Origin of the sequence: Rhizobium sp. BK456, from assembly GCF_014194045.1 — a bacterium.
Taxonomy (GTDB): domain Bacteria; phylum Pseudomonadota; class Alphaproteobacteria; order Rhizobiales; family Rhizobiaceae; genus Rhizobium; species Rhizobium redzepovicii.
In genome coordinates this window covers 89,849-103,806 of record NZ_JACIAO010000012.1, presented here as the reverse complement: position 1 = coordinate 103,806, position 13,958 = coordinate 89,849, and the positions used below count along the sequence as shown (strand labels likewise).

Below are 13,958 nucleotides of genomic sequence, written 5' to 3'. Positions count from 1 at the left end.
AGTGGATTAAAGGAAGCCTATCCCTCTTCATCATGATGAGGAGAAAAATACATTCTCATCTGCGGGTGGTCGCCTGCTTGCGACAGCGCATCAGTCACCGAGCCCCGAATATGGCGGATATTTCGGGTCGATGCGTTGTCGAGGCGCGATATCGCCTCAGACTGGCTTTGGCTTCGGGATGCGCGGCAGGAAGATCGTCAGCAGACCGAGAAGCGGCAGATAGGAGCAGATGCGGTAGACGAAGTCGATGCCGTGGGTATCGGCGAAACTGCCGAGCAGTGCTGCACCCAGCCCCCCTGCCCCGAATGCAAAACCGAAGAAGACGCCGGCAATCAGCCCGACGCGTCCGGGCACAAGTTCCTGCGCGAAGACGACGATTGCCGAGAAGGCCGACGCGAAAATCAGGCCGATGGCGACGCTGAGCACGCCCGTCCAGAACAGGTTTGCATAGGGTAGGATCAGCGCGAAGGGAATGACGCCGAGGATCGAGAACCAGATGACGAAACGAGCGCCGAAGCGATCGCCGATCGGCCCGCCGAGAAACGTGCCGACGGCGACCGAGCCGAGGAAGAGGAAGAGCATCAGCTGTGCCTGCTGGACGCTGAGCGCAAACCTGTCGATGACATAGAAGGTGAAGTAGCTCGACACGCTGGCCATGTAGACGTTTTTCGTCGCCGTCAGCAGCACGAGGATCAGCAGCGCCCAGACCACCCTGTTCTGCGGCAGCGGCAGGGTCCGGCTCACCGCAGGCTTACTGGCGTTCTGGCGACGATGGCCAATATACCAGTTGCCGACCCAACTCAGCACGACCATGCCGACCATGGCGATGGCGGCAAACCAGGAGACGCTGTGCTGGCCGAGCGGCAGCACGATGAAGGCGGCGAGCAGCGGACCGATCGCCTGACCGGCATTGCCGCCGACCTGGAAGAAGGACTGCGCGAAACCGTGGCGGCCGCCCGAGGCAAGACGAGCAACGCGCGAGGATTCCGGGTGGAAGACCGCCGAGCCGAAGCCGATCAGGCTGGCGGCGACGAGCAGCAGGGCGAAGCTGCCGGCATTGCCGAGCAGGATGAGGCCGCAAAAGGTGCTCGCCATGCCGACTGGCAGCGAATAGGGCATCGGCCAGCGGTCGGTGACGATGCCGACCAGCGGCTGCAGCAGCGACGCTGTGACCTGGAAGGTCATGGTCAGCAGGCCGATCTGGACGAAATCAAGATCGTAATTCGCCTTGAACAGCGGATAGAGCGAGGCGAGCAGCGACTGCATGATGTCGTTCAGCATGTGACAGAAGCTGACCGCCATCAGGATCGACATCGTTGTTTTTTCGAAACGGGGCGCGCGCTCGGCAACAGTTGCCATGGAATTCCTCCTGGACGGCCCGGTTGGTTGCCGTGCCGCGTCGCTTTATTCGATGGATTTCGGGCGGCCGGGGCTGGGAAGATGATTGAGCGGCGGTCGCTGAAGTGCATTTAGCGTAAGGCGGGGGGCAGCAACAGCCCAGTTTCATCAGGATCGGTACGGCTTTTGTTCGATTTGCCGTTTTGCAGCCTATCCTGCGCTGCTTTACCCCTTGCCGGACGGGGGTTTTCCTACCACACTCGGTTGCGATCACGGCATGTATCGTATGCGATGTGAAAACAACCATGGAAAACGGCGACGGGGGATACTACAGCTGCGTCGATTGAAATGCGATCGAGGCTGAAAACACGCGATGAATGTCAAGACACCGAATGCAATAGACGGCTATGTCGGAGGGCGCATAAGAATGCGCCGGCAGTTGCTCGGAATGAGCCAGGAACGGCTTGCCGAGCAAATCGGCGTGACCTTTCAGCAGGTTCAGAAATATGAGAAGGGCATCAACCGCATCGGCGCGAGCCGTCTGCAGCGAATCGCCGATGTGCTTCACACGTCGCCAAGCTTTTTCTTTGAACAGGAAAATTCCGAGCCGTTGACGTTGCAAGGGCTCGATCTGCCGGCAAATAGCGACCCGGTTGCCGAATTCCTGCAAACGAAAGAGGGATTGGTGCTCAACCGCGCCTTTCTGAAGATCGCCGACCGGAATATCCGGGAAACGATCATCGCATTGGTGAAGGCGATGGCACAGGCGGAAAGCAGCGGCGTAACATTGGGTGCCCCGGTCGCGGATATCACCCTTCCGCTCGGAGAATAGTCAGGCATATCGGCAGGCATTATCCGCATGAAGCTCAGGCTCGAATCATTTGGTGAGTTGCGGCTGATCGACCCCGCCGGGCGACCGGCGGCGTTCCCGGAAAAAGGCCTGCTGGCGATTTGTTATCTGCGGGACCGTGATCTGCGGGACGGAGCCGGGAGCGAATATCCGCGCTCGGCGCTGGCGCGGTTCTTGTGGGACAGCCACGACAACTCTGACATCATGGCCAACCTGCGCAAAACCATATCGCGCATTCAGAAGCGTCAGACCGAGCTCGGTGCCGAGCTTTTGGCCTTCACGGCGACCGGCGTGCGGGTCAGGTCGGATGCATTTTCAGGTGATCTCTTCGAACTTGCCGACCCCGACGGCGACGACGCACTTGGCAGGCTGCGGCGGCTGGTTGCCATCCTTCGCCAGGATTTCCTGGCTGGGCTCGCCGACCAAAGCGTGAGGACGCGGCAGTGGATCGCCGGCCAGCGTGACCGGCACATGGCAGTTCTGGTGGATGCGCTGAAGACGGCGCTGCCCGCTGCCCGGTCGCGAGAGGATGTCAGCCTGATCAAGGAGGCGGCGCTCAGGATTTTCCGCGAGGCACCGGATGACGAGAATATTCGTCGCATCCTTCTCGATGCCTATGAGTCCGAAGGTCAGCTGGAGAAAGCGCGCCGCCTTTTCGAGACGAGCAGGCATCAGTTGGAAAGCGCAGTCGATATCGGCCTTGACGTGCAGGCGCTGGGAGAGGTCCGCAAGATCTTCGCCGGTAGTCGACCACCACAGAGCGTTGCGGTGCCGCTCATTGATGGCGGCGTTCGAGTTCCCGGTCCCCTCCCCCGTCTGGTGCTGTTGCCGCCGAGCGGGACGGATGCCATCGGTGCCTTGCCGATTCTCTCCGAGGCGCTGATCGAGGACGTGACCATCGGCCTTTGTGCGCTGAATACTGTTTCGGTGGTAGCACCCCATACGGCCGCTCGCATCGCACATAATGCCGACAAGGCCCAGCTGATCTTGCGCCATTCGATTTCCTATGTTCTCGACACGAGGCTGACCAATCGTGCGGGCAGCCCTGCGCTCTTTGTCCAGCTGATTTATGCCGGCAGCGATGAAGTCATCTGGGCCGAGCGTTTCAGCCTCGAGAAATACGAATTGATAAGCCACCGGCGCGACATTGCGCGGCAGATTGCCAAAGAGCTTGCCGGGCAGGTCCGCCGGCATGAGACCATGCGCGATTCCTTCGAGGGCAATTCGGCCGCCTATCACAGCTATCTTCTCGGTCTGCGGGACATCAAGCGGCTCGCCCTCCCCGATGTACGCCGCTCCCGGAAGGCTTTTCGCGAGGCGCTTCAGCACAGCGCACATTTTGCCCCTGCGCTCAGCGGATTGTCGCGCACTTTTCTTGTCGAATGGCTGTTGACGGCACGCGGCGACAGCGAGCTGCTCGGCCTTGCGGAGGAGTACGCGAACCGGGCGATCGTTGCCGATCCGTCGTTTGCGGCCGGCTTTCGCGAGCTGGGCGTTGCCAAACTTTATCTCAAGGACATCGATGAAAGCGTCGTGGCGCTGAGGCTCGCGGAAGAACTCAGCCCACATTATGCTGACGGCATTGCAAGTTATGCCGATACGCTCGTCCATGCGTCGCGCCCTGCCGATGCATTGGCCAAGATCGAGCGGGCCATCTCCCTCAATCCGTTGAGTCCGACCGACTATCTATGGACGGCGGCCGGCGCGAATTTCGCCCTTGGCCATTATGCCGAGGCGCTCGAGCAAATTTCTATCATGGACGATCGTACACCGGCCGACCGGCTTTCGGCTGCCTGCTGGGCGATGCTCGGCGATATGAAAAACGCGCGTATCTATATGCGCAAGGTGCGCGAGATCTATCCGGATTTCGATGTCGACAAATGGCTTTCGGTCGTTCCCTTCAAGGAGCAATGGCAGAAGGAACAGTATCGCGAGGCATTACGCAGGGCCGGCTTCTGAAGTCTGGCGCCGAAAAGTGTAAGCCGGCAATTCCTGTCACGCCTGTGTCACGCGCGTCTTTCGTTCAAGAGGATTAAGCTGTCTTTGCTCTGTCGGAATGCGCCGGCAAGGGAAGCTGGAGAATTCTCAGATGCACGATGCAAACGAAGCAACCACGACGCCGAAAAGTGACGACGAGCTCAAGGAGCTGGTATCGCTCGCCCGGCTCGTTGCCTATGCCCGAGAGAACGCCAGAGATTTGAACGCCGAATTCTCCGCCTATTGCCTCGACCTTGCGTTTGGCGCCCTGATGCAAGACCTCGATAGAAGCGGCGTATCCCTGTCCCACGAAAGCGGTCAGGACGGTAGTCTGCTCGGCACGCGGCACTGAGCGGCGGTCGCAGTCCAGCTGACAGCCGTTGCAGGCTTGCCTGGAAAACTCCACGCATTCATATTTCGATTCCTGCTTGTGCCAATCGGCTATCATAGCGATACGGCGTTTGCTCTGGCGATTCGGTCTATAACACCCCGCGGCTGCGCCGGCAGCGCCAGCGGGCGCCATGTTCAAGCCTTTGAAAAGGATTGGACAACCTCGCGGTAGGGTCTTGTTAACCCTATTTGCCTTGCCACCCCTCCAGAATCGGCGCTAAATGCGGTTTCAAAGCTCGCAGGGCTTTTAAATCGCATTTTCGAGATTTCCATGAATATGGCACCGCAGATAGAAAAAGCAATTTCCGATGTCGATCAACTGATTATTGGTCAGGCGCAGGAACTATCCGACAAGCTGAAGCAGCATCGGCTCGAAATGTTTCCGCCGCGTGCGCTGAAGGGGCTTAGGGAATTTCAGCTGGCCGAAGCGGCGCGTTTTCTCGGCGTGACCAGCGGCTATCTTCGCAATCTGTCGCTGGAAGGCAAAGGCGCCCTTCCCCAGGTCACGCCATCAGGCCGCCGATCTTATACGGCCGAGCAGATGGAAGAGATGCGCAGCTTCCTGGAGCACAATGCCCGCGCCGGAACGCATTATATGCGTCACCGTAAAGGCAGCGAACATCTCCAGGTCGTAGCCGTTGTCAATTTCAAGGGCGGCAGCGGCAAGACCACCAGTGCCGCGCATCTTGCCCAGCACCTTGCCCTGACCGGCCATCGTGTTCTTGCTGTCGACCTCGACCCACAGGCATCTCTCTCCGCCATCCACGGCTTTCAGCCTGAATTCGACGTCAACGAGAATGAGACGCTCTACGCCGCCATTCGCTATGACGATCAGCGGCGGCCGCTGAGGGAGATCATCCGGCCGACAAATTTCCCGAACCTGCATCTGGTGCCGGGCAATCTCGAGCTGATGGAGTTCGAGCATGATACGCCGCGCGTGCTTGCTCAGGGCAAGGCCGGCGACTATGGCCGTGTCTTCTTCGCGCGGCTGGACGAGGCGCTGTCTTCGGTCGCCGATGACTACGATGTCGTCATCATCGACTGCCCTCCCCAGCTCGGCTTTTTGACGATGAGCGCCATCTGCGGCGCCACGGCGGTTCTGATCACCGTCCATCCTCAGATGCTCGATGTCATGTCGATGTGCCAGTTCCTGCAGATGCTCGGCGAAGTGTTGAACACGCTGAAAGGTGCTGGCGGCGATATGAACCTCGACTGGCTGCGTTATCTCGTGACCCGCTACGACCCGCAGGACGGGCCGCAGACGCAGATGGTCGCCTTCATGCGTTCGATGTTCAAGAACCATGTGCTGACCAATCCGATGTTGCGCAGCGTCGCGATCTCGGATGCGGCGATGACCAACCAAACGCTTTACGAGGTCGAGCGGAGCCAATTCACCCGCGCGACCTATGACCGCGCCATGGAGGCGATGGATGCGGTCAACAATGAGATCGTCGACCTTATTCACAAGGCCTGGGGGCGGAAATGACCGGAAAGTTTACTACGGTAAACAGGGGCAAGGAGCCGGCTGATGGCGCGTAAGAACCTCCTCTCGGGCCTGATGGACGATTCCAAGAAGTTTACTGCGGTAAACAACGCGGACGAGCCACTTCAGAGGGACGAGAAACAGCAGATCACCTACAAGGGAATCGGCGCGCTAGGTGCCGTCACGCGCAGTATCGATGCGCTCGCTGCGAAGGCGGACGCGGCTAAAGCGATCGAGGAGAAGCTGGCAACCGGCGAGACCGTGATCGATCTCGACCCCGCCCTGATCGAAGATTCGTTCGTGACCGACCGGCTGGCGCATGCCGACGAACAGTTTCGCGAACTGGTCGAGGCGATCCGCCTGCGTGGTCAGGATTCGCCGATCCTCGTCCGCCCGCATCCTGACAAGGACGGACGGTATCAGATCGCTTTCGGCCACCGTCGCGCCCGGGCCGCCAAAGAACTCGGCAGACCTGTCCGCGCCGTCGTCAAGAAACTTGACGATCGCGACCATGTGATCGCACAGGGCCAGGAGAATTCGGCGCGCGCCGATCTCTCGTTCATCGAGAGGACAATGTTCGCCGACAAGCTCGACTCGTTGGGTTTCGATAGGGAAACGATCATGTCGGCACTCAGCGCCGACAAGACGACGGTTTCCAAGATGTTGTCCGTCACCAAGCGGATCCCGGCCGAAGTCCTGACCGCGATCGGCGCGGCAAAGACCACCGGCCGTGACCGCTGGCACGATCTGTCGGTAAAATTCGAGACCGAAAACATCTCTGCGGGGGCGATCGCGTTCAGCAGGTCGCCGGAATTCGAGACAGCGGAGCCCGATGCCCGCTTCGATATGCTGGTTGCCTTCATCAGTAGGAAGCAACAACCGGCATCATCGACAGCGACGCTTCAGCCCGCGGCTCACGCCTGGCAGCGCAAGGACGGCGCGGTCAAGGCGAAGATCAAGGATGACGGGAAACAATTCACCATTGCGCTGAAGGCGGAAAAGGCATCGGCCTTTGGAGCCTATATCGCCAGCAATCTGGATCGTCTTTACGAGGCGTTCGAGAAGACACAGGATTCGACGAAAAACGGAGATCAATAAGCAAAAGAAAAGGCCCCCGAACGTTGCCGTCGCGGAAGCCCTCTCTGATCTAGACACCCAGAGAATCACATTTCCGCGAATCATAGTCAAGAGTCTTTGGCACCGAATTTGGTGAGCTGCGTTCTTTTGCCTTGAAGAAGGCGAAGACAATGGAAAGCGGAAGTGTGACGACGCCCTTCGGGCGGCGGCCGATGACGTTTGGCATGCTGGCAAGCCAAGCGGCTGCTCGAAACATCGAGCCCGGCCAATCAATTGATAAGTGGAAACTCTATCGTGCGCTGTGCGAGGCGAGGCCGCTGCTCGGCGTCACCGACCGGGCGCTCGCTATTCTGAGCGCCTTGCTGAGCTTCTACCCCAAGGGAGAGATCTCTGAAGACAACGGGCTTGTCGTGTTTCCTTCCAATGCACAACTCTCCCTGCGCGCGCATGGAATGGCGGAGCAGACGATCCGCCGGCATCTGGCGAGCTTGATCGAGGCCGGCTTGCTGATCCGCAAGGATAGCCCGAACGGCAAGCGTTACGCCCGCAAGGAGCAGGGCGGAGAGCTGCGCGAGGCATTCGGCTTCTCGCTGGCGCCGCTGCTCGCGCGCGCAGAGGAGATCGAGCGGCTGGCGGCGGAGGTGGTTGCGGAACGGTTGCACCTGCAGCGGCTCAGAGAACGTCTGACGCTTTGCCGGCGCGACGTCGCCAAACTTATCGAGATGGCGTTAGAGGAGGGGGCTGCCGGCGATTGGAGTGCGATCCATTTGCATTTCCGCAATGCCGTCGAGCGCCTGCCACGGTCGGCATCCGCGGAACAGGTCGCCGCCACGCTCGACGAATTGGAACTGTTGCGCGAAGAGATCGTCAATCAGTTGGAAATGCAGGTTAAAACCCGCAATCAAGGCGGCAATGCCCAACACACTGAGCGGCACATACAGAATTCAAACTCACAATGCACTTCTGAACTTGAACCAAGCTTCGAAACGAAGCAGGGCGCGAGGTCGGATGATCGATCGGCAGGTCGGGCCGAACCGATAGCCCAAATACACAAAGATGAACGGAAGAACGAGCATGTGTCCAGGGCACACGCTGCCTCCGCTGCCAATGGTGGGCTCAAATCCTTCCCGCTGGGGCTGGTGCTGCAGGCCTGCCCTGAGATTGCAGCCTATGGACCACAAGGGTCGGTCGACACGTGGCGCGATCTGATGGGGGCGGCCGTGGTCGTTCGTTCGATGCTCGGCGTCAGCCCCTCTGCCTATGAAGAGGCCTGCGAGATCATGGGGCCTGAAAATGCCGCAACCGTCATGGCCTGCGTCCTCGAAAGGGCAGGCCATATCAACTCGGCCGGCGGCTATCTGCGCGATCTGACACGCCGCGCCGAGAAAGGAGAATTTGCCATCGGTCCGATGCTGATGGCCCTTGCCCGCGCCAATTCGCCGATCAGAGGGAAGACAGGATGAAGGTTCGCTTTTCAAGACCGATCCAGCGCAACTTTTATGGTTAACGAAATGTGACGGAAATGAAAGCGGAGATAACTTCTGATTGGGGGCTTCTTGCTTTTGGATCATGCAGTTAGATGGTTGCGCATGGCGCGAACAGGTCGCCCGCGGATACCGCGTCCGGCACCTTCTCGACGAGGCGCGTCACTTCTTGGTCGTTGAGGCGGTCCGGTCCAACATCCTTGCCTTGGCCACGGACGCGGCGGGAGAGGGGACCCTCTGCAATCCGGGCAAACTTGATCCAGGTCTCAACCTCGATCCAACCGGTCGTACCACGCAGCGTGACGAGCAGGCCTTTGTCAGCCGCGGCCGCGGTCCAGCCCGGTGATCTCCGAGCGAGGGCGACGGGTGGTTTTGTCTCTGAATATGCCAATGACCACTCTGCTTCCAACCTGGAAACACGTGTTGCGTTTAACGCGCGTGTGTTAGGAAACCCGAATTCAAGACGAGAGATCCACGGGTGAGGCCCATGAACGTTGCTCTATACGCGGACTACATTGCGGACCTGAGGACCTTGTTTGCCGAACTGGATACGCATCCTGAACGATTTCAGACTTTTAACGTTCGTCTGGAGTTGGTGGCGGCGGGCGGCCTCATCGTCTATGAGACGAAACGGCGCAAAGGCCTGACGGACAGCATCTATTACGGCCACTCGGCTGAAACCGCGTCCAACCATCAGATATCGCAGTCCACGGCTTTTTCCGCAATCGACCGGTTTTTCGCTCTTGGTCAGTTCGTCGCAATGGCCGGCGGGATTGATAAGCGCGCCGGAAGCGGCAGTGCATCTGCGCGCGCAGTGGACGCCCAATACCCCCACTGCGCGGTCAATTTTTCCTATCGCAAGAAGGGTCAGCCGGCAGCCCGGTCGATGCTGATGGTATTCATCGGGTTTAATGATGAGGCGGATGCTTTGCAGCGTCTGTCGACGATCGACGATCCGTCTGCCTTGGTGGCGGAGCGGCCGTACCGCTCGCTTAAGTCCTACGAGTGGAAGTGAATGGCCCAGGCCTGTATTGCCGATACCGTTCCCGTCATCCCTACGTCCAGCTATCAGGCAATGGCACGACGGCATCGTCTGATGGCTAATTCTTCCAGGCGAGAGCGGGCCGCCAATATGTCGGGTGATTCACGATGTCTCGCAGTTGACGCGAAACGCTTTTTGACGATACGGCAAGGCGATAGCGCAAAGAGCGGTAAGCGCCGGTGAGCAAGGAAGAGCTGCGGAACATGGACTTGAAACGGGCGGTGGATTTTTTCCTGGCTGTGATTGCTTCGATGATCCTGTTCGTTCCGATCCTTATCGTCGCTCTTTGTGTTCGCCTCACTTCGCCGGGACCAATCCTCTATTGGTCAAAACGTGTCGGCCGTTTCAATCGGGTCTTCCTGATGCCGAAATTCCGCAGCATGCGGGTAGACACGCCAACCGTCGCCACGCATCTGCTCGAAAATCCGGATCGGTTCTTGACACCCATCGGCTCGTTTCTGCGCAAATCGAGCCTCGACGAACTGCCGCAACTCTGGTGCATTCTGGGGGGCAGGATGAGTTTCGTCGGCCCACGGCCGGCGCTTTACAATCAGGATGATCTGATCGAGCTGCGGACGGCCCATGGTGTCGACCAGCTTCTGCCCGGATTGACCGGGTGGGCGCAGATCAACGGCCGCGACGAGTTGCCTGTTCCGGAGAAGGTGAAATTCGACGTCGAATATCTTAAGCGGCGTTCATTCGGCTTCGACATGCGCATCCTGTTTCTGACCGCGGGCAAGGTAATCCGCCGCAAGGGAATACGGCATTAGGCTACCTACTTCTGATAGATAAGCGGTGCGGAAGACCTTGGTTTCCGATTATTTCAGTTGCGCTCGTTGCAGAAAGCGACAAGAAGGTGGTTGTCTGTTGATCTGCGAGACGCTGGTGAGCGATGCCTGAAAATTCTCCCTCTGAGACCTCGCGCTCACGATGGTTGTTAGTGCCGATGCAAGCGCTCGTCGCCCCTTTGCTGGCGATGCCGCGGGTTGCCAAACGCGCTCTGGCATTGCTGGTGGATTCCAGCTTTTGTGTGTTGACGATCTGGCTGGCCTATTGCTTCCGGCTGAATGAATGGACGGTGCTGACCGGCGTGCAGTGGTTGCCGGTTTTCGTTTCGCTGTGCATGGCGCTTCCCATCTTCATCGTCATGGGCATGTATCGGGCGATCTTCCGTTATGCCAATCTGGCCGCTTTCATTACCGTTTTAAAGGCGATTGCGATCTACGGCTTCGCCTTCATGACGATATTTACGGCTCTCAGCGTGCCTGGTGTCCCGAGAACCGTCGGCATTCTCCAGCCTTTCCTGCTGCTGATCGGGATCGGGCTGTCGAGGCTGGGAATCCGTTATTGGCTCGGCGATGCCTACCAGCGTATCCTACACAAGAATATGCTCGCCAAGGTCCTGATCTATGGGGCGGGCAAGGCAGGGCGGCAGCTGGCTGCCGCTTTGACGAACAGCGCCGAACTCAACGTCGTCGGTTATCTGGATGATGATCCGCGCCTCAAGGGCGGCGTCATGGGTGGTTTGCCGATCTATGACCCCTCGGATCTACCGGTGCTTGCCGAAACCCTTGGCGTGCACAATGTGCTTCTTGCTTTGCCATCTGCCTCCCGGCAGCGACGCAACGAAATCCTGGAGCATATCCGCAAAGCCAGGGTGAATGTTCGCACATTGCCTGATCTCACGGCGCTCGCTCAGGGACGTGTCGCCGTCTCCGACATTCGTGAGCTGGAGATCGAAGATCTGCTGGGGAGAGAAGCGGTCGCGCCGCGTCAGGAGTTGCTCGACAAGGCGATGCGCAACAAGGTGGTGATGGTCACCGGCGCCGGCGGCTCGATCGGCGGCGAGTTATGCCGCCAGATTCTGCGCAATGCGCCTTCCAGCCTGATCCTCCTCGATCAGAACGAGTTTGCGCTTTATAATATCGATGCCGAGTTGCGGAAGCTCGCCGAACTCTACGAGCATGAAAATCTGCAGATCGTTCCGATCCTCTGTTCCGTCCGCGATCAGGATCGCATCGAGCATATCATCCAGAGCTGGCGACCGCAGACGCTCTATCATGCCGCGGCTTACAAGCATGTGCCGCTTGTCGAGCACAATGCCGTGGAAGGCATCAAGAACAACGTCATGGGTACGCTTGTTGCGGCGCGCGCGGCGCGTAAATACGGCGTCTCGAATTTCGTGCTGATCAGTACGGATAAGGCCGTGCGTCCGACAAATGTGATGGGCGCCAGCAAGAGACTGGCGGAGATGGTTCTGCAGGCGCTCGCCGCAGAATCGGCAACCGACAGACTGCGAACGAATTTTTCCATGGTCCGCTTCGGAAACGTCCTCGGCTCCTCCGGATCCGTCGTGCCGCTTTTCAGGCAGCAGATCAAGGAGGGCGGCCCCGTCACGCTGACGCATCGTGAAATAACCCGCTATTTCATGACCATTTCGGAAGCCTCGCAGCTCGTCATCCAGGCCGGCGCGATGGGCGAGGGCGGCGATGTGTTCCTGCTCGATATGGGAGAACCCGTTCGCATCGCCGATCTTGCCCGCAAGATGGTGGAGCTGTCCGGGCTGAGCGTCCGCGACGAGAACAGCCCCGAGGGGGATATCGAGCTTTCCGTGACCGGTCTCAGGCCCGGCGAGAAGCTCTATGAAGAACTTCTGATCGGGGATAATCCGGAAACAACCGAACATCCTCGGATCATGAAGGCGCGTGAGGATTTCCTGTTCTGGCCGGAGCTTTTGAAAAGGCTCAACTCGCTGAACGCGGCATTGGATCGAAACGATATGGTCGCTGCACGTGCGATATTGGCCGAGCTTGTTTCGGGCTATTCGTCGACGGGTGAGGTCTCGGATCTAGCTTTCACCGGCGCCGAAACCAATACGGCCGCCTGAGCCGTCGCAGACGACGAAGCGCGTCTGCGTCAAACCTGATTTATGCAATGCGCTTTAGTTTTTATACATGCCGTCATCCATAGCCGCCCACTTCCGCGGGCGACAGGCAATTAGCTTCGAACGACGGGCGCAAAGCCCGTGCTGCCGCGATCGACGCAAATGAGAGCGACGAGATAGACGAAGATCGGATCCAGGGCCTTCTGATTGAACATGATGCCGAAGCTGCCGGTTATAACGTAGCTGCTGACGAGCAGCAAAGCGAGCGCGATGGCCAGATCCCGGCCCGGCCCGGCTTCCTTTCTCCAGGCGCCGATTACGGGTGTCGCGAGCATCAGCGAAAGCGCTGCAATGCCGAAAATGCCGGCGTCGATCCCCGCGGTCAAAAAACCGTTGTGAACATGGGAATAGGTCAGTTGCGGCCTTAGGCTGTCGGGCAGCTCTGCCAACACCGAAGCCATCCGGTTTTGCGGACCATATCCCGTCAACGGGTCCTTGCTGATTGCCGATACTGCGCCTTTGTAAAGAGCAAACCGTGCACTCAGCGATGTGACCTCGCCGTCGCTGCGTTCGAGCGATGCCATGTTTTGCTGCAGCGCTTCGATGCGATGAAGGATTTGGCCGCTGCCCAGGGCAATAAGTCCAGCAAACAGCAAAGAGCCGGTAATGGCGAGGCTGCGCAAGCTCAGATGGAAACTGTGTTTGCGAAAATACCAGAGAAAGATGACGATATGAACGGGAATGACCAGCCAGGCCGAGCGCGTTCCCGATAGTAGGACGCAGCCCAGACCGGCGGCATATCCCAGTATGGCAATTCGTTGCTCGACACTCTTGGGTGATTGAACGTTGAGAAGCGCGATTCCACCGAAGAGAACGCCTATGACGCCCAGCAGCGCGGCGTTCGATGTCCCGGCCTCCGCTCTTTCCATCAGGAACATGATCTGCAGCAGACTGAAAAGAAAGGTAACGATCATGCCGATACCTGCGCCGAGGATGAAAAGCGGCACAAGGCGGCCATCGGGGGAGTGGCGCATTCGCGGCAATAACAGCCAGACCGAAAAGAAAGGCAGCAGCCGGAATATCCAGTCCAGTTCTTCGGAGTAGGGTGGATTGACGAATATGCTCGCGATCATCACCAATGGGTAGATCGAGATGCCGATGGCAACCAGCCGGTCGGATTTGGACAGGTTCAAGGCCAGGCCGCCCGTAGCCAGACAGCAGAGACCCCACACCATCGATCCGAGAAGAATGAACGAGTTAAAGTTCGGCGAAAGTCCGGGAAGGATTGCGAACAGAAACACCGCAATGCGGTTGTTCCGATCTAGTGCGCTTCCCGCCCCATTTTCGGGATAGAGCACTGCTATCTTCAGTTGTCTGAGGTATTTCACTTGCCGATCCTGACCACGCTCATGCCGCTTCGCTAAGGATCGTGA

The 13,958-nt window shown here is 58.8% G+C and carries 11 protein-coding genes and 1 pseudogene; 9 read left to right on the top strand and 3 right to left on the bottom strand.

Annotated features, from left to right (window positions below; genetic code table 11):
- Window positions 1-156: 156 nt before the first annotated feature.
- Entirely contained in the window at window positions 157-1,359 is a 1,203-nt protein-coding gene (locus tag FHX03_RS28040) for an MFS transporter (protein ID WP_183856441.1), read from the bottom strand.
- A gap of 352 nt (window positions 1,360-1,711) precedes the next feature.
- On the opposite strand from FHX03_RS28040, the gene FHX03_RS28035 reads away from it, so the two are divergent.
- The 6 genes from FHX03_RS28035 to repC all read left to right on the top strand — a co-directional run bounded on the left by FHX03_RS28035 (window position 1,712) and on the right by repC (window position 8,578).
- Window positions 1,712-2,170 carry a helix-turn-helix domain-containing protein gene (locus FHX03_RS28035; RefSeq protein ID WP_097627851.1) on the top strand — a complete coding sequence of 153 codons (459 nt, stop codon included), beginning with the start codon at window positions 1,712-1,714 and terminating at the stop codon, window positions 2,168-2,170.
- A 27-nt stretch (window positions 2,171-2,197) separates the two neighbouring features.
- Entirely contained in the window at window positions 2,198-4,147 is a 1,950-nt protein-coding gene (locus tag FHX03_RS28030) for an SARP family transcriptional regulator (RefSeq protein WP_183781240.1), read from the top strand.
- 130 nt (window positions 4,148-4,277) lie between these two features.
- Window positions 4,278-4,517 carry a hypothetical protein gene (locus FHX03_RS28025; protein ID WP_097627849.1) on the top strand — a complete coding sequence of 80 codons (240 nt, stop codon included), beginning with the start codon at window positions 4,278-4,280 and terminating at the stop codon, window positions 4,515-4,517.
- Between the two features lie 309 nt (window positions 4,518-4,826).
- Window positions 4,827-6,041: a plasmid partitioning protein RepA gene (gene repA / locus FHX03_RS28020; RefSeq protein WP_097627848.1), complete on the top strand. Its 1,215-nt coding sequence runs from the start codon at window positions 4,827-4,829 to the stop codon at window positions 6,039-6,041.
- A gap of 42 nt (window positions 6,042-6,083) precedes the next feature.
- A complete protein-coding gene (gene repB / locus FHX03_RS28015; protein WP_097627847.1) occupies window positions 6,084-7,136 on the top strand; it encodes a plasmid partitioning protein RepB in 1,053 nt (350 codons plus the stop codon).
- Between the two features lie 149 nt (window positions 7,137-7,285).
- The gene (repC, locus tag FHX03_RS28010) at window positions 7,286-8,578 is read left to right on the top strand and encodes a plasmid replication protein RepC (protein WP_183856439.1); all 1,293 of its coding nucleotides are present in this window, start codon (window positions 7,286-7,288) and stop codon (window positions 8,576-8,578) included.
- A 142-nt stretch (window positions 8,579-8,720) separates the two neighbouring features.
- Here repC and FHX03_RS34690 read toward each other — a convergent pair.
- Window positions 8,721-8,939, bottom strand: a pseudogene (locus tag FHX03_RS34690) (integrase); the annotation flags it as partial.
- 147 nt (window positions 8,940-9,086) lie between these two features.
- Here FHX03_RS34690 and FHX03_RS28005 point away from each other — a divergent pair.
- From FHX03_RS28005 to FHX03_RS27995, 3 genes are all read left to right on the top strand, one after another.
- Window positions 9,087-9,614: a hypothetical protein gene (locus FHX03_RS28005; protein WP_097627845.1), complete on the top strand. Its 528-nt coding sequence runs from the start codon at window positions 9,087-9,089 to the stop codon at window positions 9,612-9,614.
- Window positions 9,615-9,844: 230 nt separating this feature from the next.
- On the top strand, window positions 9,845-10,411 hold the full coding sequence (locus FHX03_RS28000) for a sugar transferase (RefSeq protein ID WP_097627844.1): 567 nt from the start codon (window positions 9,845-9,847) through the stop codon (window positions 10,409-10,411).
- 122 nt (window positions 10,412-10,533) lie between these two features.
- Window positions 10,534-12,528 carry a polysaccharide biosynthesis protein gene (locus FHX03_RS27995; protein ID WP_097627843.1) on the top strand — a complete coding sequence of 665 codons (1,995 nt, stop codon included), beginning with the start codon at window positions 10,534-10,536 and terminating at the stop codon, window positions 12,526-12,528.
- A 110-nt stretch (window positions 12,529-12,638) separates the two neighbouring features.
- Here FHX03_RS27995 and FHX03_RS27990 read toward each other — a convergent pair whose 3' ends face one another.
- Window positions 12,639-13,913, bottom strand: a complete 1,275-nt coding sequence (locus tag FHX03_RS27990) for an O-antigen ligase family protein (RefSeq protein WP_183856437.1) — start codon at window positions 13,911-13,913, stop codon at window positions 12,639-12,641.
- Window positions 13,914-13,958 lie beyond the last annotated feature (45 nt).

What these genes read in the sequence shown, in the direction of transcription:
- FHX03_RS28040 (WP_183856441.1), bottom strand. Translation starts at nt 1,359, where the DNA reads ATGGCAACTGTTGCCGAGCGCGCGCCCCGTTTCGAAAAAACAACGATG.
- FHX03_RS28035 (WP_097627851.1), top strand. Translation starts at nt 1,712, where the DNA reads ATGAATGTCAAGACACCGAATGCAATAGACGGCTATGTCGGAGGGCGC.
- FHX03_RS28030 (WP_183781240.1), top strand. Translation starts at nt 2,198, where the DNA reads ATGAAGCTCAGGCTCGAATCATTTGGTGAGTTGCGGCTGATCGACCCC.
- FHX03_RS28025 (WP_097627849.1), top strand. Translation starts at nt 4,278, where the DNA reads ATGCACGATGCAAACGAAGCAACCACGACGCCGAAAAGTGACGACGAG.
- repA (WP_097627848.1), top strand. Translation starts at nt 4,827, where the DNA reads ATGAATATGGCACCGCAGATAGAAAAAGCAATTTCCGATGTCGATCAA.
- repB (WP_097627847.1), top strand. Translation starts at nt 6,084, where the DNA reads ATGGCGCGTAAGAACCTCCTCTCGGGCCTGATGGACGATTCCAAGAAG.
- repC (WP_183856439.1), top strand. Translation starts at nt 7,286, where the DNA reads ATGGAAAGCGGAAGTGTGACGACGCCCTTCGGGCGGCGGCCGATGACG.
- FHX03_RS28005 (WP_097627845.1), top strand. Translation starts at nt 9,087, where the DNA reads ATGAACGTTGCTCTATACGCGGACTACATTGCGGACCTGAGGACCTTG.
- FHX03_RS28000 (WP_097627844.1), top strand. Translation starts at nt 9,845, where the DNA reads ATGGACTTGAAACGGGCGGTGGATTTTTTCCTGGCTGTGATTGCTTCG.
- FHX03_RS27995 (WP_097627843.1), top strand. Translation starts at nt 10,534, where the DNA reads ATGCCTGAAAATTCTCCCTCTGAGACCTCGCGCTCACGATGGTTGTTA.